Below are 22,397 nucleotides of genomic sequence, written 5' to 3'. Positions count from 1 at the left end.
TCTAATTTCCAACAGATTTAAGCCTTAATTATGTATAAAACTTGATATCAATTCAGGCTATCATGTAAATACATTTAAATCAGCTTACCATGTTCAACAAGATTTTATTCCTGCTCCTATTGATGATTATTTCTGCACATGCTACAAAAGCGCAAAACACAAAAACAACACTATCTGGTATAGTTAAGGATGCAAAAAATAGGAAAGCCGTTGAATATACAAACATTGTGGTGAGACAAAAAAGTGATCAGAAATTTATTACCGGTACAATTACCGACTCTACAGGTAGATTCAAATTAGTAGAACTTTCTACGGGAAATTATATTGTAGAATTTTCCATTGTTGGTTATCATGATAAAAAACAAGATGTTACCGTTGGCTCGCTTAATACTTTTTTAGATTTAGGTGAAATCACTTTAATGGAAGATGCGCAAACCTTAAATATGGTAAATATTGTTGGCCAAAGCAATGTTGATGGCTTATCTACCAAAATGGATAAAAAAACCTTTACGCTTGCTAATAATATTACCCAATCTGGCGGGTCGGTTTTACAGGCCATGCAAAACCTACCGGGAGTAACCCTACAGGATGGTAAAATTCAACTTCGTGGTAACAATAAAATTGCAGTTTTGGTAGATGGAAAACAAAATGCAATGACTGGCTTCGGTACCCAAACCGGGCTTGATAATATTCCAGCTTCTGCGATTGAAAAAATAGAAATCATTAATAACCCTTCCTCAAAATATGATGCAAATGGTAATGCGGGTATCATTAACATCATCTATAAAAAAAACAGACAAGAGGGCTTTAATGGAAAAATCAGTTTAATTAGCGGACTTGGTTCACTTTGGAAAAGAAGAGATAACCTACCTACAATTCGCCCTCAGTTTCAGGCTACGCCAAAAATTAATCCTTCACTTTCGCTAAATTACAAAAAGAACAAACTCAACACTTTTTTACAGAGTGATTATCTTTACACACAAACCTTAAATAGAAATGAATTCGCTACAAGAGCTTACAGCGATGGAACCATTATTAATCAACAGGTAAAAAGAAATAGAACTACAGATTACACTACAGTTAAAACTGGAATAGATTGGAATCCAAATGATCGCAATGCGTTAACTATTTCGGGCCATTTTAATCGGGAGAAAATTATCGATAACGGGGATATCCCATATTTTAACGAAAACTTATTGCAAAGACTACGTTTATGGCAATTTGTAGAGGACGAAGTAAAATATACTGCTACAGGATCAGCAAGTTATCAGCATAAATTCGATGAGCCAGGGCACTTGCTCAACATTGGTTTTAACTACACCTGGCATAGGGAAAATGAAAAATATTTCTTCACGAATATAATGCCCACATTCACCGGCAACGATTCTTTTGCATTGTTATCAGATGAGCATGTTGCAGATTTGAGCACTGATTACATTAAACCGCTAAAACAAGGTAGATTAGAATTGGGAATGAAATTTAGGAGAAGAACGATTCCAACCAATATGCAGTTTTTCCCTGGTTTAAATTCGCCCATAGATGTAAATGCTGGTGGTTGGGCAGATTATAAAGAAACAATACCTGCAGCATATGCCAATTACATTTTAGAAACCAATAGTTTTGAAGTTGAGGCAGGATTAAGATTTGAATATGTAAAAGTACAATATGATGTGAATCCCAACCATAATACCTACCAAAGCGATGGGTACGATTATGCCCGCCCTTTTCCTAATCTCCGGTTTGCATATAAACTTAGCGAAAATAGCAAACTTTCGCTATTTTACAATAAAAGAGTAGATAGACCAAATGAAGTTGATATCCGCATATTTCCCAAATACGATGAACCAGAATTGCTAAAAGTTGGCAACCCAACTTTGCGCCCACAGTTTACGAACACCATTGAATTGGGCTATCGTTTAAACTGGAAAAATGGAAATGTTAATGCTTCATTGTATCATAAAATAATTGATGCCACAATAACCAGAATTGCAACCCAAGTTGCAGGAAGCACCATTCTTTACAATATTTTTCAAAATGCTGGAAAAAGCTATCAAACAGGTAGCGAAATTGCAATACAACAGGAGTTAGCACCATGGTTCTCATTTAATGCAAGTGCTGCCATATATCAAAACAAGATTAATGCATTTTCTATTACCAATAAATATCCTGTACCAACAATTTATACGATGGCAGAAGAAAGCATTACTTCTGGAAATTTTAAATTAAACAATATGTTCAAACTAAAAGGGCAAATGCAAATCCAACTTTCGGGGGTTTATCTTGCCAAAGATATTATTCCACAGGGAACAATAGGATCTAGATTTTCAGTAGATATGGGCATTAAAAAACAATTGCAAAAAGGAAAAGGAGAACTCTTTTTAAATGGAACAGATATTTTAGGCGCATTAAATACCAAAAGAAGTATTAGCGGAAACGGCTTCACTAATATCAGTACAGATTACCTGGAAACACAGGTTTTTAGGTTAGGTTACAGTTACAAATTCTAATGGTGTATACGTCGTCAAATAATTTTTCCAATAGGTATAAATTTTTCAAAAACGGTTTCTGTGTGTGGCGCATCGGGTAATTCATCTGTTAAATCTTGACCGGCCCAATGCTCATAATGCTTGCCATTGCGCCATAATCGGCTATCGGTCATGTCGTAAATCAAACCCTTATATGCTACCCAAATTTGCGGTTTATCTTGTCCGTTTCGTAGAGCGAGCTGTTGTTTGGTATAAACCGGTAAATCCATTGTTATTTTTATTTATGCGCAAAAGGGCTAGTTTGCAAAGGTGTATTTAATTTGAACGGTTTGCAGGGTGCTGAAACATGGTTAATAAAACCTGATTGTAATGGAAAGCCCGCAAGCGAGGTATGAGTGCGGACTTGCAATGAAAAGCAGGACTGCATTGGCCAAGTGTTACTGCCTGTTCATTTCCAAACTATTAAAATCATTATGCTTTTTAATCGCCCTATTTTTAAAAAACTCGTATAAATATATATTCATCAACAACAATCCCATTAAATAAAAGTGATCTTCAAAAGGGATAGTTCCAACTCTAAAATTTAGGTTTTCGTTATTGTTATAAATGACTACCGGAATTGCCGTTAAGAATCCATTTACAATATAAAACGGAATTAGCGCCACTAAATATGCCCTGTAAAATTTATACATGAATCTATAAGTATGGTTCAAATATTCTACGGCGAAGAGCAAAATAAATAAGAAACCGAAATTGATTAAGGTATACCATTTACTGTAGCCGAAAAATAAAATCGCGAAACATACACCAAGCAAAGCATGGCTAAGCGCCAAACTATATTTTTGTAAATCGTTTTTAGGGAAATAGGCATTTAAACATTCGTAAATGAAAACGCATGCATAAGGAACCGTTAAAAAAAAGAGCATTTCTTCCAATGGCAACCCCCATAAATATATTCCAACCAAATAATCGGGATTAAATGACCACACATTTAGTTTTACGAATAACAAATCCCATATTAAAAAAACAATACCTGTTATTAGAATGGCTGGAATAACGAATTTCCATTTGCTATAAAAGTGAACCTTCTTATCAAACGATAATACAAGTGGAAAAAAAATTACTGCGATATTGATGAGTAGGTAGATATAATTCATTTAAATAAACTTCTTTAAAATTTTTATTTCTTCGGCGGTACAACGTTTGCTATCGATCATAAATTTTGCTACATTTTTAATCAACGCTTCATCAGCAATACCAAAGTTTCGGTTTTGGTAATGTTTTATAATTTCTTTTCGGTCTACATCTAAATCTTTACTAAAGCCTAAAAAACTTGGCGTGTAATGCTCAATTGAAAAACGCATAAAACGAATCTCCAGGTTCTCTTTATCCATGTTAATTGCATTTTGCATGGTTTTTAATGAAACTTTTACATACTTGATTTTATTGTATGGGTTCCAGGAATGTTTGGCTTTAAGTGCTTCTAAGGTTCCAATGTAAGCGGTAATCAGCCCTGTTTTATTGGGTAATTTGCTTAATTTGTTATGAAGGGAATCAGTAAGCTTAACGCTTTCCACGGCTTTAACCAAATCGGTTTTTAAAACTGTAATTTCTTTTGGCGATAGCTGCGCTTTACAAATGGATATTGATGCAAAAAGCAGAAAAACTATAATTCGTTGTTTAATCATGTATTTTGTAAAGATAATAAAAGGGAATTGGTTTCTGGATACAGGTTCTTAATCGGCAATTCGGCTAAAGTGCAGAAATCCATTAACTCCACATCTTTTTCAATCTGTCTTCTTCTGTTTGGCGTTTAATATTGTTTGTTTATAGTACCATTGATATTTATTAGGTCAAAATTCCATCAAACAAAATCGCATAAAAATCGCTTTCTTTATGCAATGGATAAAAAACCAAAAGTTACGGTTATTGGGGCAGGTTTTGCAGGATTATCTGCCGCAGCTTTATTGGCAAAAGAGGGTTGTGAAGTAACTGTTATAGAAAAAAATGAGATGGCCGGTGGAAGAGCCAGAACTTGGGCTAAAGATGGTTTTGTATTTGATATGGGGCCAAGTTGGTATTGGATGCCAGATGTTTTCGAGAATTTTTATCAATTGTTTGGCAAAACCACATCCAATTTTTATGAACTTAAAAGGTTAAATCCTTCCTACCGTATTTATTTTGGTGAGCAAGAAACGCTTGATGTTCCATCTACTTTAGAAAAGCTATATGAGTTATTTGAAGAACTGGAACCAGGAAGCAGCAAAAATCTTGATTCATTTTTAGCACAAGCAAAATATAAATATGATGTAGGGATGAATGAATATGTTTTCAAGCCTTCGCACAGCGTAATGGAATATTTTGATCCACGCCTAGCCATAAGCGGAATAAAACTGCAGCTTTTAGGCAATATGCGGAAACATGTGCATCAACTTTTTAAGAATGAAAAATTAAGAAAATTGCTTGAGTTTCCGGTTTTGTTTTTGGGGGCAACACCACAGAATACACCTGCACTTTATAGTTTAATGAACTATGCTGATTTGGTTTTGGGCACCTGGTATCCATTAGGAGGCATGCATAAAATTGTTTCGGCGATGCAGCAAATAGCTGAAGAACATGGCGTAAAATTTCAATTCAATACTGAAGTTTCAAAAATTGTAGTTAAGCAGAATGTTGCAACGGAATTAGCTACCAATAAAGGAACTATTAAAACTGATTTTATAATCGGTAATGCAGACTATCATCATATTGAACAGAAACTATTAGAGAAGGAAAATCGCAACTATGATGAAAAATATTGGGAAAGCAGAACTATGGCTCCCTCCTGTTTACTATTTTACATTGGTTTAAACAAAAAATTAGAGAATATTTTGCACCATAATTTATTCTTTGATGAGGATTTTGACCAGCATGCAGAAGAAATTTATACAGATGCAAAATGGCCGGCGAAGCCACTTTTTTATGCTTGCTGCCCATCAGTAACCGATGATAGCGTTGCTCCGGATGGCTGTGAGAATCTTTTCTTTTTGATTCCCATTGCTCCAGGTCTGGTAGATAGCGAAGCCAAGCGTGAGGAATATTTTAATTTGTTAGTGAAGCGATTTAAAGATTTAACCGGAAACGATATTAGCAACAACATTTTATTTAAACGCAGCTATGCCATGAATGATTTTGTTGAAGATTATCATGCCTATAAAGGAAACGCTTACGGTTTAGCAAACACTTTGAAACAGACTGCTTTTTTGAAACCAAAAATGAAAAACAGCAAAGTAACGAATATGTTATATTCCGGACAATTAACTGTTCCGGGGCCTGGAGTGCCACCCGCAATCATATCTGGCCAAGTGGCAGCAAAAGAAATAATAAAAAAGTTAAAAAAAGCTTGACAAACTTAAAATTTCCCTTATCTTTATATCCACAAAACAAAAACACTGCAAATAACCTTTTAAACGCAATATTGTTTGAGGTTTGCATTTGTTTCGAATATAGAGAGAAGGCAAATTGTTGAAAGTAAACATAAGAATCAACTAACCAAATATATGATAAGCAAATAAGGCCTGGATATTTTCCGGGCCTTTTGCTTTTAAAAAATTTAGCTTTTGACAGAAATATTCTTTTACAGCAGGTGTTTCCTCAAGTTAGTAAATCCCTGAATGCGCATGCAAAGTGATTGAAAAGGTGATTCGAATTGTTTTGCAGCTTGTGAACAAAAGCGGAAACCAATTAACTATTGTATCTCCTCATCAATCTTCTAGAAAACAATTCAAAAAAAAAGTCTCAACTTGCGCTGAGACTCTTCGTTTTCCATTTGATGTGTTTTAAACCATTTCTGAAATTGCAATATCTTTAGAATAAGTTTTAAGGTATTTTTTCAAAATTCCTCTTGCTACGTGAATACGTGTTTTAACGGTTCCAATAGGAATAGCCAACATATCTGCAATTTCGTGGTATTTGTAACCTTCGAAATAACGGATGAAAGGCACATAATATTCTTCTGGTAATTGCGCTAATGCTTTGTCGATATCACCAAGTACGAATTTACTTTCAGCTTGATTTTTTGTTGCACTGTATGATAGATTAGCTGAAGAAATATCTTCGCTTTGTGTAATTAAGGTATTTGTTTTTACTAAACGACGGTAGTTGTTAATGAAAGTATTTTTCATGATGGTAAACAACCAACCTTTTAAATTTGTTCCTTCTTTAAACTTGTTGTAATAAGTAATGGCTTTGAGCATGGTATCTTGAACAAGATCATTTGCGTCTTCGGCATCTTTTGTAAAATTTAAAGCATAAGATCTTAAAGAAACTGAGTGATGGTTAACTAGATGATTAAATTCAAATTTTGTCATGATATTTAGCTTTAGGTAAGATTATAAAAACAAATGAATTGATGTTCATTCGCTATATCCTAAACAAACTTAATACCAACTTTTTTTGGCACAGCGCTAAAAGTCCTGAACCCATTTAATACGCACTTTGGTCACAGAATATTTACTTCACGCTCCAAAGTGACTCCAAAAGTAGACTTCACACTGTCTATTATTTGTGCAGAAAAATTATACACCTCTTTACCTGTAGCATTTCCATGGTTTACCAAAACCAATGCTTGGTTTTTCCATGTTCCTGTTTGGCCAACTACTTTGCCCTTCCAGCCACATTGTTCAATTAACCAACCGGCAGCGAGTTTGATTCTATCATCAGGTGTTGGGTAATGCACCACATCTGGATGTTTGGCCACAACATCTGCAAATTCATATTTTTCTATAACAGGATTTTTAAAGAAACTGCCTGCATTGCCAATAGTTGATGGGTCTGGAAGTTTACTTACCCTAATATGCGATACAGCTGCCGAAACATCGGCAATATTTGGCTTTTCGATTCCCCTATTTTGAAGTTCAGTTTCGATTGCACCATATGATGTATTGATATTTGGTTGCGAAGCTAAACGAAAAGTGACTGTTGTGATAATGTATTGTCCTTTTAGTTCGCCCTTGAAAGTACTTTCACGATAACCAAAATGGCAATCGCTGAAGTTAAACGTTCTAATTTTTCCTGTTTTGATTTCAAAGGCCGTACAACTTTCAAATACATCTTTAAGTTCTACTCCGTAAGCGCCAATGTTCTGAATGGGCGACGCACCTACAGTTCCTGGAATTAAACTTAAATTTTCTACCCCGGCAAAGCCATGTTCCACACAATAGTTTACAAAGTCGTTCCAAACTTCCCCTGCCCCTGCTGTTACCAGAATATTTTCACCGTTAGCAATTGATTCAATTCCTTTAATGCTGATTTTGATTACCAATCCCTCATAATCCTGCGTGAAAAGCACGTTGCTTCCCCCGCCGATGATTAAAAGTTTTTGCAATTGAGTGATCTCGTTTTCAAATAAAGTTTGTAAATCTGCTTCAGAAAAAATCTCGGCAAAATAATTTGCCTTAACATCTATACCAAATGAATTGTAGGCCTTAAGTGAAATGTTTTCCTGAATGTGAAGCATATTGATTTTGTGTTAACGCACAAAAGTAAAATAAAATGGGATGATATTTTAAAACGTATTCAAAAGGCGCCTTTATCACTCCACAATTTCAGTTATTTCCTTATCGAAATTAAAACTTATTGTTTCTCTTTTTACGCCTTCAATTTTTACACCCGATAATTTCCAGCCCAAAAATTGAGGCTTCGTTTTTGCAAGTTCAAGCAGCTGATACCTACGTTTTGTTAAGGCAGCACTTACCAAACCCACACTATCCGATTCCTGCTGTGGCAAATGTTCTATCTCACTTTCTAAAACTGCCAAAGTTGAATCTAACTCAAAACCTCTTTTTGCACTATCTGCATATGCCTTTGGAGAGATGTTATAAAGACTATCCAGGTTTGCTGCCTCAAAATTGAGCTTCTGGTCCGAACTTTCATATTTTGATTTAACCAGATCAATTGCCCGATCTTTATTTGTCTTTTTTGTACAAGAAACAATCAATAAAGTGATGGCAAATAAGTATGTAATATTTTTCATATAGATGTTTATTTGTTGAGCACAGGCAATGCCAAATTACAGTTTATTTTAAAACATCCTTCCGAACAAACAACAAGCCAAATGCCCTGCTTTTATCTTTGCCCTGATTTTTATGATGGATTTTGTGGGCCTTTCGAACAGCTCTTAAATAAGTATTGTTGCTTTTAAAAGTTTTGAACCTTCTGTGTACAAACCAGTCGTGTATTACAAAATAAATTAATCCGTAAAGAGAAATACCTAGCCCAATAAAAAACCGATAGCCAAAATCATTTCGATCAATATACATTAGATAAAGAGAAAGACCGGCAAAAAGCAAGGCAAATAAATCATTCCATTCAAAAAATGAATGTGATTTTTGATGGTGGCTTTTGTGCATAAACCACAATGGACCATGAAATAGATATTTATGGATAAACCACGATAAACATTCCATAATTATAATGGTGAGCAATAAGATTAGAACATTTATCAAATAATTCATTTAGAAGGGATGTTAATTACACTTATCAATAACCAATATAAAAAGCTTTTATCTGTCATCAAAATGTAACTTATAATTCATTTTTTAATCAGTTGATTAACAATTGAAAATATTGATCTATTTTTGACTAAAATATTAAAAAAGTCAGAAAGTAGAAAAGTAAAATGATTGTAGCCGACAAAAAGAGAGAGCAGATTATTGAGGGCGCTATAAAAAGATTTAGCCATTTCGGTATTGGTAAAACCACCATGAACGATATTGCTGATGACCTTTCCGTTTCCAAACCATCTCTTTATTATTATTTTCCCGATAAAAAAAGTTTAATCGTTGGAGTAATTGAAAAAGTTTTTAACGAGTATTTTGATTTACTTAAAAAGAAATATAATCCAGATGCTTCTCTTGAAGCAGTTTTGTACCAAACGATAGATATCAGAAATTCATTTTTTATGAAATATTTTATGTTGAGGATTTCTGAAGGCATGCCCGATATTTTTAGCGACGGCGGCATGAAGGAAAAATTAACAGGTTTAAAAAATTCGGAAAAAGAATTTTACGCTCAAATATTTGAAAGTGCCCAGGAAAAAGGCGAAATAAAACATGAAAACATGGGCCACGTAGCCGAACTCTATTTAGAAAGCTTATTAGGACTAACCAATATGTGTATCGTAGAATTAGGAAAAGACTTGTTGCCGGATAAAAAAGCAGTAAATAGAATGACCCTTAAGCAAAAAGACCTTTCAACAATTTTTACCAAAGGATTGAAGTGCTAGGGAAAAAGTAAGGAACAAAGATTAAGATATAAATAACAAAGATCAGAATAACAAACAAATCAGATGGAGTTGGCATCACGTTTCGATACTAACTACTTTCTACTACACAAGAACCCAAAAACAAAAAACAATACATTATGCTTAGAGTAAAAATGGTAAAATTAATGCTCATCCTGTTTATAGGCATGGCTTTACCGCAATTGGTGGCTGCACAACAGCAGGTGACCCTTAAAGATGCGCTAACTTATGCGCTTCAAAACAATGCTCGCGTTCGCAAAGCGAAACTCGACATTGAAGGTGGCCGATATAAAGTAGAAGAGATAAGGGCACAGGCCTTACCTCAAATAACAGGAACAGCCGGATTAACTTACAATCCAATTATCGGACAACAGGTTGTTGATTTCGGCGGACAGCTACAAACTTTAAAATTTGGTCAAAAATGGAATTCTAATGCTGGTGTTCAGCTTTCGCAGCAAATTTTTAACCAGCAGGTTTTTACAGGTTTGCAGGCAGCAAGATCAAGTGAAGAATATTATAATTTAACTTCTCAATTAACAGAAGAGCAAATTATTGAATTGGTAGCGAATAATTACTATCAAGTGTTAGTGAACAGGCAGCAATTAAATGTAATTGACACCAACATTAAAAATGTAAAAACTGTTGAAAAAGTTATTACCAACCAATTTAAAAATGGATTGGCCAGAAAAATCGATGTTGACCGGATCAGTGTAAATTTAACTAACCTAAATACGCAAAGGGAGCAGGTTATTAATGCGATTGTTCAATTGGAAAACCAATTAAAGTTTTCTATGGGCATGCCCGTTTCTACACCAATCGTTCTGCCTTTTACTGAGTTAACTGAAGTAAGTCAATTGCCGGTTTTTACAGATTCGATCGATTTAGCGAATAGAACTGAAGTGAAGTTATTGGATAATCAGGATAAGCTTTTATCGCTTCAGCGAAAGGCGTATGTTGCAGAATATTATCCAACATTATCATTATCAGGAAATTACACCTACTCAAGTCAAAGTAACGGATTCGATTTTCTAAGCTCAAACGCAAGCGCCATCGGTTTTGGATCATCAGCTATTGGTGTAACATTGCGGGTTCCAATTTTCAATGGTTTTTTAACACGGTCTAAAATCCGCCAGGCCGATGTAGATATTAAAAAAGCCAAAGTAGATAGACTCGAATCAACAAACTCGTTAAATCTTGCATACGAAAACGCTAAAATTCAGCTTCGTAATAATTTAAATACGATTAAAGCGCAAAAGAAAAATGCCGATTTAGCACAAGAAATTTATAGAAGTACCCAAAACAACTACAATAATGGTTTGGCTAACCTAACTGATTTGCTGGAAACAGAAAACTCCTTAACAGAAGCTCAAAATAGCTACACTCAGGCTTTGCTTAATTACAAAGTAGCCGAAATACAATTAATAAAATCAAACGGAAATATTAAATCGCTAGTAAAATAAAAATGAAAAGAGTAATTATAATCATTGTTGTAGTTATTGTTGCCCTGGGCGCAATTGCTTATGTTTTAACAAACAACAAGAAGAAGGCAGAAGAAACAACAGCATTTATTGCCAAAGGTAGTGGCGCTGTTGCCGTTAAAACCGCTGCAGTTGAACGTAAAGAAATTAATTTGGATTTTACAGTGAATGGAACCTTTGCTGCTAATCAAGAATTAAACTTTATGGCAGAAAATGCTGGCCGTGTGAGCAAAATTTTTGTAGAAGAAGGTAGCCGTGTAAGCAAAGGAACAATTTTGGCAAGAATTGATGCTGAAATTTTAAATACAGATAGAGAAACGGCAGAAGCTACTTATCAAAACGCTCAAAAAGATTTGCAACGTTACGAAAGTTCTTATAAAACTGGTGGGGTAACCCAACAACAGGTAGATCAGGCTCGTTTAAACAGCCAAAACGCTAAACTTCGTTTACAATCACAACAACGTAAATTAAACGATGCAAATATCAGATCATCAATAAATGGTATCGTGAACAAAAAAATGATTGAGGTAGGCGCTGTTGTAGCTCCGGGTACGCAATTGTTTGAATTGGTTGATGTTTCTAAATTGAAGTTGAAAGTAAATGTTAATGAAACGCAAGTTGCTAATTTAAGAATTGGTGATGCCGTTCAGATCCAGTCTTCTGTTTTTCCACAGGATAAGTTTACTGGTAGAGTAACATTTATTGCTGCAAAAGCTGATGAAACTTTAAATTTTCCTATCGAGGTTGAAGTAACCAACAATATTAAAAATAGCTTAAGAGCAGGTATGTACGGTTCGGCAGTTTTTAAATTCCCGAAACAAGCACCAGCAATTTTGGTTCCTCGTACTGCTTTTGTGGGTAGTGTGAGCAGTAACGAAGTATATATTTTAGATAAAGCTAAAAATACAGCTCAAACCCGTAAGGTAGTATCAGGACGTATTTTAGGTGAAAATGTAGAAGTGATTGATGGCTTGAAAGAAGGTGAAACGGTTATTACCAGCGGTCAGATTAACCTGAACGAAGGCACTGCAGTTACTGTAATTAAGTAAAAAGTCGAAAGTAAAAAGTAAAAAGCTCCAGACTTAAAAAGCTGGAGGCTAGAACCGGTCAGCGCTAATCGCTGTACGCCAAACGCAATACTAAGAAAAATGAAACCAATCCGATAAAATCGGAATAGCTTCATTACAATTAAAAAACCATAAGTAATACGATGAAAATCACTGACATATCAATAAAAAGACCATCGTTGGTTATTGTGGTATTTACCGCATTAACATTGATGGGGCTGTTGAGTTATTTCTCGTTGGGATATGAACTTTTACCAAAGTTCTCTTCCAATGTTGTATCTATCTCAACCATTTACCCGGGTGCTTCGCCTAACGAGGTAGAAAGTACAGTAACCAAAAAAATTGAGGATGCGGTTTCCTCAATGGAGAATATCAAAAAAATCAATGCGAATTCTTACGAAAGTTTATCAGTAGTAATTATTACGTTAACCGATAAAGCAGAGATCGATATTGCCCTAAATGATGCGCAAAGAAAAGTTAACGCTATTCTGGCAGATTTACCTGATGATGTTAAACAACCATCATTAAGTAAGTTCTCATTAGATGATTTTCCAGTAATTACCATGTCTGCATCAGGCAATATGGACGATATTTCGTTCTACGATTTGATGGACAAACGTATTGCACCAATCATTTCGCGTGTCCCAGGTGTGGCTCAAGTAAATTTAATTGGTGGCTCGGAACGAGAAATTAAAGTGGCATTGGATGCTAAAAAATTACAAGGTTACGGCTTATCAGTACCTGCAATTCAACAGGCTATTTTATCTTCTAACTTGGATTTTCCTACAGGAAGTGTAAAAACAAGAGCGCAAGATATCTTGGTGCGTTTATCTGGTAAATACGCCAGTGTTGATGATATGCGTAAACTTGTGGTGAGCACAAGTAAAGATGGTGCACAAATTCGTTTAGGAGATATCGCTGATGTTCAGGATACTCAAAAAGAAACAGAAAAAATTGCCCGTATTAACAGGGCAAACTCAATTGCCATCCAAATTATTAAACAAAGTGATGCCAACGCGGTAACCGTTAGTGAGGGTACGCAAAAAACCATCGAACAGTTAAAAGCCGACTATAAAAATGTTGGTTTGGATATTAAAATTGTAAACGATAGCTCGGTTTATACATTAGAATCAGCCGATGCGGTAATCCACGATTTAATGCTTGCCGTTGTTTTGGTAGCAATCGTGATGCTTTTCTTCTTACACAGTTTACGTAATGCGGTAATCGTAATGATTTCGATTCCGGCATCGTTAATTGCAACGTTTATCGGTATTGCTTTATTTGGTTATACCTTAAACTTGATGTCGTTACTGGGTTTATCCCTCGTGGTAGGTATCCTGGTGGATGATGCAATTGTGGTTTTGGAAAACATTCAACGCCACATGGAAATGGGCAAAAACAGGGTTCGGGCAGCTTCTGATGCAACCCGCGAAATTGGGTTTACCGTTGTTTCAATCACATTTGTAATTGTGGTGGTGTTCTTCCCTATTGCCGTAAGTACAGGTATGGTGGCGAACATTTTACGTCAGTTTTGTGTGGTGGTAATTATTTCAACTTTGTTATCGTTGGTGGCTTCGTTTACCATTGTACCATTAATATTCTCCCGTTTCGGTAAATTGGAACGTATTGAAGGCAAAAACATTTTTGGTAAATTCATCCTATGGTTTGAAAAACAATTACGCAAGTTTACTCAATGGATCACCAATCTTTTAGAATGGACGTTGGCGCATAAAGCGATCACATTAGTCATGATGGTGGTTTTATTCTTCTCATCATGTGGTTTATTGGCCGGTGGATATATTGGATTTGAGTTTTTCCCTAAATCGGATAAAGGTGAGTTCTTACTACAAATCGAAATGCCGAAAGATGTTTCGTTGGAACAAACCAACTTTTATACTCAAAAAGCTGAAGATTACTTAAGCAAACAAAAAGATGTAATTCAAACCATCGCTACAGTTGGTCAATCGAGTGAAGGTATGGGCGCTAGTCAGTCTACTGCTTATAAATCGGAGATCAACGTAAAGTTGAAAGAGAAAAAAGAGCGAGGAAATGTTTCTTCTGATATCATTTCCACTACCTATACCCGTGAGTTGGAAAAAGTATTGGTTGGTGCAAAAATCAAAACTGTTCCAATTGGTATTTTGGGTACTGCAGATGATGCGCCTATTCAATTGGTGGTAATGGGACCTGAATTAGACAGCGTTTTAACTTTTGCAGAAAAAGCACAAAGCATATTGGCAAAAGTACCAGGTGCTACGCAAACTAAACTATCGGTAGAAAAAGGTACACCAGAGATTAATGTAAAGGTTGATCGCGATAAAATGTCGGCTTTGGGCTTAACATTACAAACAGTTGGTGCAACCATGCAAACTGCTTTCGCAGGTAATACTGATGGAAAATTCCGTCAGGGTGAATATGAATACGACATCAATATTCAATATCAGGATTTCGACAGAAAAGATATAGATGATGTACGTAACCTGATTTTCACCAACCAGGCTGGTCAACAAATTAAGCTTTCCCAATTTGCCGATATCAAAGAAGGTTCAGGACCAAGTTTATTGGAGCGATTAAATAAATCGACTTCGGTAACGGTTAAAGCACAAACGGTTGGTGTACCAACTGGTACAGTAGTAACCAACTTCCAAACCGAGTTAGATAAATTGAAGAAACCAGCGGGAATCAGTTTCTATTGGGCTGGTGATCAAGAGAACCAAAGCGAAGGTTTTGGTACTTTGGGTATCGCTTTACTTGCGGCCATTGTATTGGTTTATTTAATTATGGTTGCTTTATACGATAGTTTCGTTTATCCTTTAGTGGTAATGTTCTCTTTACCGCTAGCATTAATTGGTGCCTTGCTTGCCCTGGCCTTAACTAACAATGCATTGGGTATCTTCACTATTTTAGGTTTCATTATGCTAATGGGTTTGGTGGCGAAAAATGCGATTATCTTGGTCGATTTTACCAACCAGATGAAAGCACAAGGTAAAACCACTCATGAGGCATTAATTTTAGCTAACCATGCCCGTTTACGCCCAATTTTAATGACAACCATTGCCATGGTAATTGGTATGTTGCCTATTGCATTGGCGAGTGGTGCCGGTGCCGATTGGAAAAATGGTTTGGCTTGGGTTATTATTGGAGGTTTAACAAGTTCGTTATTCCTGACTTTGGTAGTTGTACCCGTGATGTACCAGATTTTCGACAACATGTTGCATAAATTTGGTTACGATAAAAAAGGTCAAACTATCGATGATTTAATGGTTGAACCTTACGATCATAAAGATGTAAATGAATACGATTTAGATCACGGACATTAAAATATAATACATCCAGATTAACAATCAATTAGGTCGCCTCCCAAAGGCGGCCTTTTTTTTTCTTATAATTTTTAGAAAAGGTGCTATGGCTTTTCATAAGCTGGTGCAGCCGGGCTGTTCGTTTAATCTTTTAATGATAATTTACTAACGCTATTAAGTGATGTGGTTATTAGCATTAGTAACCTTTTAACCATTAGAATGATATCACTTTCCATCCCGTTTAAATATAAAATGAAGTGCAAAAATTAACTTCTCAAACAAAATAATAGCCATCGTTGTATATTAGTGATATGTTTAAAGTTGCCTTATCCCTCATTTTAATCATCGCTTCACTGTCTGCAAAGGCACAACACCCTCCAATTTTCGCAGCGATGACAACAGATTCATCATTTATTAAAATTGCCAACCTCAATATTAACCTGGTAAAATATTCATACAAGCCTAATGGGGTAAAATTTTTAGTGGTTCATGATAATGAAGATACTGGCGTAAAAGCTGGTTTCGATTATATTAGATGGAGTGGCGGTGAAATTATTGATAGTCAGTATGGTGGGGTCCGTGATTATGTTTTCAATCACATGGATGATCAATATCGAATTGATCCAAATGCAATTTATACCCAACGTGGCGTAAGTAGCAGACTTAAAAAAGATTATTTCAGTTCAAACGAAGTTGAAAAATTAATTCTGGATGCAGGAAAACAAATTGTTGATTTCTATGACCCAAAATCTACAGGATATATTTTAACCCTTCACAATAATGGCGATGGTGGTTTTGGCATTTCATCTTATTTACCAGGGTATGATTTATCTAGCACAGCTGATTCTGTATTTATCAACTTTGAAATGGATGGCGATGATTTGATGTACGTAACCGAGCCACGATTATTTACCAGCTTAAAAAAGGCGAATGTGAATGTAATTTTGCAGTCGAAATTTGCTGAAAATGATGGCTCACTATCAGTTTATGCCATGCAACAAAATATCCCATACATCAACGTAGAAGTGCAACATGGACACCAACAGGAAAACTTGAGGTTAATTGAGTTGGCAATTGCAACATTAAGGGAACATGGTTTGATTAAGAAAGAAAATCCAATTGTTCAAAAAGACAGTTTAGGCAAAACCCCTACTCAATAGCTTTTATCTTTGTTACCAAAAAGCTAACCAATAATCCAAATATTCCAATTACAGCATACGAATATTGCAAACTAGACAAAGCAGAAATATACCCAATTAGCGGCGGCCCCATTAAAAAACCCAGATAACTTACACTCGAAACCATTGCGATGGCCATACCAGCCGAAATTTTTCCGTTCTTACCTGCAACACTGTAAACCGTTGGCACAATACTCGAAACCCCTACTCCAACCAGCATAAAACCAATAGTTGCTGGAACAATATAAGGTAGAAAAACTGAAAGAAACATTCCTGTTGAAATAATTAAACCACTAATTTGGATGGTTTTCTTTCTGCCCAACCTGGCAATAATTTTATCTCCCACAAACCTTCCTGTAGCCATCATTACCATAAATGAGGCATAACCTAAAATCACTAAAGAAGATGGGGCTTTCACAATTTCCTTAAAATAAACTCCGCTCCAATCAAACATTGCACCTTCGGTTGCCATACTACAAAAACCGATTATGCCCAGCTGTAACAATATCCCTTCAGGCTTTACAAACAGCTTTCCTTTTCGTTCTTCCCGATTACCCTTACCAGGAACAAGGTGTTTATAATTAAAAAATACATTTATAAAAATCAATGCCACAACGATCCAAAAATGATGATAAGGAACAATATGAAGATTAACCATTAACAAACCTACTAAAGCACCTGTAAAACCTGCAATACTCCACGCACCATGAAAGGAAGTCATAATTGGTCGGCCGAATAACTTTTCTGCTTCAGAGCCTTGTGTGTTAACAGCAATATTGCACATATTTCCAATTACCCCAAATAAAAACAGGAATGCAGCCAAGTGCCACGATGCGGTAGCCAAACCTAAATTACTTAAGGCCAAAACATACAAAGGTGCTGTAATGGTAAGAATGGCTTTACTGCCATATTTAGTTACCAATCCGCCAGAAATGGGCATAGTAACCAATTGACCTAATGGAAGTGCTAACAAAATGCTACCCAGTTGGCCGTCAGATAGATTTAAACTGTGTTTAATATCGGGAATTCGACTGGCCCAGGATGCAAATGCAATTCCTTGCCCAAAATAAAATAAAGAAACAGCTAAGCGGATTCTGTTTGGAGAACTTTGGGCTATTTCAGGTTTAACTTCCGACTGATTTTCTATTTCCTGATATGCGCTATTATCTTCCAAAATTTAATTTTATTATATGAACGGGATTACGCCGCAAAGTTCCTCAAATCAAATGGCAAATGAAAGATGTATTTATCATTTTACGCTAATAAAACAGAGTGAGATAATTATTGATGTTTTACGAAAACTGCTAAACAAAAAAACCGCCCAAAGGCGGTTTTTAATCTTCAATATTAAAATTGCTTATATTCTATTAGGCTGGAAAAATTTAACCACTCCATCGCCTTCACTGGCAACAATTAATAAACTTCTACCATTCGGACTATCTTTCGGCTTTACAAATAACAATCCTTCCGGAGCATCTCCTGTAGCGAATAACTGGACGAATTTCGGAGATGCCGGCGTACTTACATCGTAAACAGCGATCATATCTACACGCTCCATACCAATAAAAGCCAACGTTTTACCATTTACCTCCTCAACTGTTACCCCCTCAACTTCTACACCTTTGTTATCGGAACGGGTATCATCATATTTACCTGCATCAATAACGCGTTGTTCCAAATCTTTGCCCACATTTGCTATCAAAGCGCCTGTATTTGCATTTATAATGCTCATGCTTCTGCCACCTGTAGCATAAAGTTCATCATAATCGCCATCGCCGTCGATATCGCCAAATGCTTTGGTTACCGTTAGTCTGCCCAAGTTGGCATCTAATTGTAAAGTTGCAGCAGTAGGAAATTTGGTAGGATCTAATTTCAAACTTTTCACTCTTGCTTCTTCATCATAACCTTTCCAAGCTCTGGTATCGCCTTCATTTGCCAAAGCTAAATATGATGTACCACCAGTGCTGAAATACGAAATGGCATCAGGTAAATAGAAAGCCTTAATGGGCCAGGTTTCCAATTGAATCTTCTTCCCACTCTTTTCGTCGTCGCTAACATCCCAAGCATTTTCGGCCAAACTGATATCCCTTGTGCCTAAAGGATTAATTTTGGTAATTGTTCCGGCAACAATATCAACCTCTGCAACACCGTTGTTTTCTTGCAGGGTTACATAAGCTTTTTTCGAATCGGAGCTTACCGCTATATATTCTGGCTCGATATCTTGAGCAAAGCTTGCTTTCGGACCATAAATCCTGAAACCTCCGGCTACCAAAGTAGCCTTCTGCGATTCGAAAGCAGAAAAATCGAGCGTTTTAACTGAATAATTATCCTTTATATTGATGATGGATACCGTTCCGATTGGATCTATGGTATATTCATCATTTGGCTCGCCTTCATTCGCAGAAAGAATGTAATTTCCATCCGGACTAAAAGTAACCATATCGGGCATAGCACCAACGGTAATTTTTTTAACTTCTGATAAATCTGATGTTTTTAAAACCACCACATCACCATTACCTTGTTTACTAGCTCCATCTAATGCAATAGCCAATAAACCATTGCTAACTGCAACACTATTTATCCCTGCATTATTTACAAAAGTTAATGTTTTTAATTTTGTTACTGTTGGATAACTGGAAAGATCCAGCACTTCGACTTTTGCGCCACCATCATTACTTACTACAAAAAGTTTTTTGGTTGAAGGATCGTAAGCAGTAATTTCTGCTGCAGTTTCTCCACCTAAATCTATTGATGCTGTTTCTTTGAAACTCGCAATATCTTCGGCAACGATTTGTGCTGGCTCTTCAATAGGTGCTGTTGTTTTTTTACAAGCAGTTAAAGCGATCGAAGCCATCATGAAGGCAACGAAAAGTTTTTTACAGTTCATGGTTTATTTAATATCTGAACCGCAAAAATAAATTCGCAAAACATTGTTTTTTAGCCTGTTATTGTTATCATTTTGTTAAGGAATTGTAGGAAAGGCAGGAAGTTACAAGAGGAAAGCTTAAAAGTGGATGAGTTAAACTAAGGAGATTTTGGTTTCGGTTTTGCATGAGGGATAGTAGTGGAAATTCTTTTTTGATTTTTCTTCAAAAAAGATTGTAATGAATAGCCCGACCCTTGCGTAGCTTGGGGCATGCCCAAATTTTAAAAACAGCTTATTAAAAGATTTCTCCGCTGCGGTTGAAATGACGATGTGTCTTAAAATTCTTTTACAAAAAAAGCCGATAATCTCTTATCGGCTTTTGTTATCGATCTGTAAAACAGACCATCGATTTAAATATGGATTGCTCTGTTATCTGTTGCAGCTAAAGCAGCTTCTTTTAACGCTTCAGTATAAGTTGGGTGAGCATGACAGGTACGGGCTATATCTTCTGCAGATGCACGGAATTCCATTGCAATTACCGCTTCGGCAATCATATCCGCAGCACGAGGACCAATCATGTGTACTCCTAAAACTTCATCTGTTGCGGCATCGGCCAAAACTTTAATGAAACCATCGGTATCCATACTTGCCTTTGCACGTCCACTTGCTTTGAACGGGAATGAACCCGCTTTATATTTTGTGCCTTTTTCTTTTAATTGCTCTTCAGTTAAACCTACAGATGCAACTTCAGGCCAGGTATAAACTACTCCAGGAATTAAATTATAATTGATATGTGGTTTTTGTCCTGCGATGGTTTCTGCAACATAAGTACCTTCATCTTCTGCCTTGTGAGCCAACATTGCACCTGTAATTACATCACCAATAGCATAAACACCAGGAACTGAAGTTTCTAAATGCTCATTTACCGGAATTTTTTTCCCTCTTTCTTCTACTGTGATTCCAATTTTATCCAATCCTAAACCTTCAGAATAAGCGGTACGACCAACAGCCACGATACAATAATCAGCATCTAAAGAAATGGTTTCACCTTTTGGAGTTTCGGCAGTTACGGTTACGGTTTTACCTTTTGTGGTAGCGCCAGTAACTTTATGGCCCATGTAAAATTCCATGCCTAGGTTTTTCTTCAATACACGTTGAAGTTCTTTACCCAAACCTGCATCCATTGTTGCAATAATTGATGGCAAAAACTCAACTACAGAAACTTTTGTACCCAAACGGGCGTAAACAGATCCTAACTCTAAACCGATTACACCACCACCGATAACCACCATAGATTTTGGAACTTCTTTAATGTTTAAAGCTTCTGTAGAAGTAATAATCCGTTTTTTATCTATTGGTAAAAATGGCAAAGCCGTTGGTTTAGAACCTGTAGCAATGATTACATTTTTAGCGGTTAAAGTTTCAGTAGAACCATCAGATTTAGTTACTAATACGGTATTTTTATCTACGAAAGAACCAACTCCCTCGTAAGAATCAATTTTATTTTTCTTGAATAGATAAGTGATACCGGCAGTATTTTGAGCCACAACATCGTCTTTACGGGCGATCATTTGTGGCATGTTTACTTTAAGATTTTTTAAGTCGATACCATGAGTAGTAAATGTGTGAGCAGCGTTGTGGAAGTGCTCTGATGAATCTAATAAAGCTTTCGATGGGATACAACCTACATTTAAGCAAGTACCTCCAAAAGTTTTATATTTTTCGATAACGGCAGTTTTTAAACCTAACTGGGCACAACGGATTGCGCCAACATAACCGCCCGGCCCTGAACCGATAACAACGACATCGTATTGCATAATTTCTTGAGAATTTTGATTAGCCAAATGTAGGGAAAAAAGGCCGAAAGCTGAAAGTCAAATGCTTTATGCTTAAGTATAAAAAGCACAATTTTACAATGAAAAAGTATTGAACCTGATATTATCTAACCTTGTTTTAATATTGGTGATTAAAAGTTGACTCCACGATATAATTCTCCTACGCCGTTTTTAAAATGCTAAAGTATTCCTTGATCTAGGATGTAAGATTTTGCGTGAGAAAAATTCAGAAATAACTGATCAGCCATTTTTAATTTCTGGTGCGCCCTGATATTATTTTGAATTGCATAGGTAGTTATTCCTGCAGCCATAGCCGATTTAACTCCGTTTACGGTATCTTCAAACACAATGCATTCGTTTTTTTGCAAGCCGAGTTTTTCAACGCAAATGTTATAACTTTCAGGATCAGGTTTGCTTTTGCTTACATCAGTTCTGGTGATGAATAGGCTGAAATATTTGGCCAGTCCGTTTCTTTCAAATACGGCCTCAACATCTATCCTCGGACTTGCAGTAACCACCGCAAGAGTTAATCCTTTATCATAGAAATATTCAATAAAATCTAACGCAAAGGGCATAAGTGCAATATCTTTTGTCCTAAATCCATCGTAGGTAAGCTGCTCTCTTTTTTCGATAAATTCTTCTAAGTTCTCCTCAATTTTAAATTTACCAATAATTGTTTTTGCATTTTGTGGCAAAGGGATACCTGCATAATTACTTAGCCAATCTTTAAAATCAAGCGCAACATGGTATTGCGAAAGGAACTCATTCCAACAATCGAAATGAAATTTTTCCGAATCAATTAAGGTTCCATCCAAATCAAACAATAATGCTTTTATATTACTCATTTTTCCTTATACAGATTATTGGCTTACACTGATTAGTTTTTTCCCGACTTCCAAACTTCAG

Annotated in this window: 18 protein-coding genes; 7 read left to right on the top strand and 11 right to left on the bottom strand. The window is 36.0% G+C overall.

Annotated elements, in window-relative coordinates; all coding sequences use genetic code 11:
• The first annotated feature begins 89 nt into the window (after positions 1–89).
• Complete coding sequence (locus tag LUA91_RS10205; RefSeq protein WP_231425945.1) at positions 90–2,507, top strand: outer membrane beta-barrel family protein; 2,418 nt, start codon at positions 90–92, stop codon at positions 2,505–2,507.
• Positions 2,508–2,521: 14 nt separating this feature from the next.
• Here the strand turns inward: LUA91_RS10205 and LUA91_RS10200 are convergent, their stop codons facing one another.
• The 3 genes from LUA91_RS10200 to LUA91_RS10190 all read right to left on the bottom strand — a co-directional run bounded on the left by LUA91_RS10200 (position 2,522) and on the right by LUA91_RS10190 (position 4,174).
• Entirely contained in the window at positions 2,522–2,755 is a 234-nt protein-coding gene (locus LUA91_RS10200; protein WP_231425944.1) for a cytochrome b5 domain-containing protein, read from the bottom strand.
• A 168-nt stretch (positions 2,756–2,923) separates the two neighbouring features.
• A complete protein-coding gene (locus LUA91_RS10195; protein WP_231425943.1) occupies positions 2,924–3,643 on the bottom strand; it encodes a lycopene cyclase domain-containing protein in 720 nt (239 codons plus the stop codon).
• Positions 3,644–4,174: a hypothetical protein gene (locus LUA91_RS10190; RefSeq protein WP_231425942.1), complete on the bottom strand. Its 531-nt coding sequence runs from the start codon at positions 4,172–4,174 to the stop codon at positions 3,644–3,646. It lies immediately after the preceding gene.
• Between the two features lie 213 nt (positions 4,175–4,387).
• Here LUA91_RS10190 and LUA91_RS10185 point away from each other — a divergent pair, with 213 nt between their 5' ends.
• On the top strand, positions 4,388–5,872 hold the full coding sequence (locus LUA91_RS10185) for an NAD(P)/FAD-dependent oxidoreductase (protein ID WP_231425941.1): 1,485 nt from the start codon (positions 4,388–4,390) through the stop codon (positions 5,870–5,872).
• Between the two features lie 432 nt (positions 5,873–6,304).
• On the opposite strand, the gene LUA91_RS10180 is transcribed toward LUA91_RS10185, so the two are convergent.
• From LUA91_RS10180 to LUA91_RS10165, 4 genes are all read right to left on the bottom strand, one after another.
• On the bottom strand, positions 6,305–6,835 hold the full coding sequence (locus LUA91_RS10180; RefSeq protein ID WP_231425940.1) for an RNA polymerase sigma factor: 531 nt from the start codon (positions 6,833–6,835) through the stop codon (positions 6,305–6,307).
• 131 nt (positions 6,836–6,966) lie between these two features.
• Positions 6,967–7,983 carry a UDP-N-acetylmuramate dehydrogenase gene (gene murB, locus LUA91_RS10175; RefSeq protein WP_231425939.1) on the bottom strand — a complete coding sequence of 339 codons (1,017 nt, stop codon included), beginning with the start codon at positions 7,981–7,983 and terminating at the stop codon, positions 6,967–6,969.
• Between the two features lie 75 nt (positions 7,984–8,058).
• Complete coding sequence (locus LUA91_RS10170) at positions 8,059–8,499, bottom strand: hypothetical protein (protein ID WP_231425938.1); 441 nt, start codon at positions 8,497–8,499, stop codon at positions 8,059–8,061.
• A gap of 43 nt (positions 8,500–8,542) precedes the next feature.
• Entirely contained in the window at positions 8,543–8,980 is a 438-nt protein-coding gene (locus LUA91_RS10165; RefSeq protein ID WP_231425937.1) for a sterol desaturase family protein, read from the bottom strand.
• 164 nt (positions 8,981–9,144) lie between these two features.
• Here LUA91_RS10165 and LUA91_RS10160 point away from each other — a divergent pair, with 164 nt between their 5' ends.
• The 5 genes from LUA91_RS10160 to LUA91_RS10140 all read left to right on the top strand — a co-directional run bounded on the left by LUA91_RS10160 (position 9,145) and on the right by LUA91_RS10140 (position 16,772).
• Positions 9,145–9,750: a TetR/AcrR family transcriptional regulator gene (locus LUA91_RS10160; RefSeq protein ID WP_231425936.1), complete on the top strand. Its 606-nt coding sequence runs from the start codon at positions 9,145–9,147 to the stop codon at positions 9,748–9,750.
• 137 nt (positions 9,751–9,887) lie between these two features.
• On the top strand, positions 9,888–11,228 hold the full coding sequence (locus LUA91_RS10155; protein WP_231425935.1) for a TolC family protein: 1,341 nt from the start codon (positions 9,888–9,890) through the stop codon (positions 11,226–11,228).
• Positions 11,229–11,230: 2 nt separating this feature from the next.
• Entirely contained in the window at positions 11,231–12,295 is a 1,065-nt protein-coding gene (locus tag LUA91_RS10150) for an efflux RND transporter periplasmic adaptor subunit (protein WP_231425934.1), read from the top strand.
• A 161-nt stretch (positions 12,296–12,456) separates the two neighbouring features.
• Entirely contained in the window at positions 12,457–15,633 is a 3,177-nt protein-coding gene (locus LUA91_RS10145) for an efflux RND transporter permease subunit (RefSeq protein WP_231425933.1), read from the top strand.
• A gap of 290 nt (positions 15,634–15,923) precedes the next feature.
• A complete protein-coding gene (locus tag LUA91_RS10140) occupies positions 15,924–16,772 on the top strand; it encodes a hypothetical protein (RefSeq protein ID WP_231425932.1) in 849 nt (282 codons plus the stop codon).
• On the opposite strand, the gene LUA91_RS10135 is transcribed toward LUA91_RS10140, so the two are convergent.
• From LUA91_RS10135 to LUA91_RS10120, 4 genes are all read right to left on the bottom strand, one after another.
• Complete coding sequence (locus LUA91_RS10135; RefSeq protein ID WP_231425931.1) at positions 16,762–17,964, bottom strand: MFS transporter; 1,203 nt, start codon at positions 17,962–17,964, stop codon at positions 16,762–16,764. The two genes, LUA91_RS10140 and LUA91_RS10135, sit on opposite strands and share 11 nt — an antisense overlap.
• 183 nt (positions 17,965–18,147) lie before the next feature.
• On the bottom strand, positions 18,148–19,677 hold the full coding sequence (locus tag LUA91_RS10130; protein WP_231425930.1) for a choice-of-anchor I family protein: 1,530 nt from the start codon (positions 19,675–19,677) through the stop codon (positions 18,148–18,150).
• Between the two features lie 389 nt (positions 19,678–20,066).
• Positions 20,067–21,473 (bottom strand): dihydrolipoyl dehydrogenase, encoded by a 1,407-nt coding sequence (gene lpdA / locus LUA91_RS10125; RefSeq protein WP_231425929.1) that lies wholly within the window; start codon positions 21,471–21,473, stop codon positions 20,067–20,069.
• Between the two features lie 197 nt (positions 21,474–21,670).
• Positions 21,671–22,336, bottom strand: a complete 666-nt coding sequence (locus tag LUA91_RS10120; RefSeq protein ID WP_231425928.1) for an HAD family phosphatase — start codon at positions 22,334–22,336, stop codon at positions 21,671–21,673.
• Between the last annotated feature and the right edge of the window lie 61 nt (positions 22,337–22,397).

It is taken from the genome of Pedobacter sp. Leaf250 (assembly GCF_920984735.1).
GTDB lineage: Bacteria > Bacteroidota > Bacteroidia > Sphingobacteriales > Sphingobacteriaceae > Pedobacter.
Note: the sequence above shows the minus strand (reverse complement) of the source record. Positions and strands in the feature narration are given on the sequence as shown.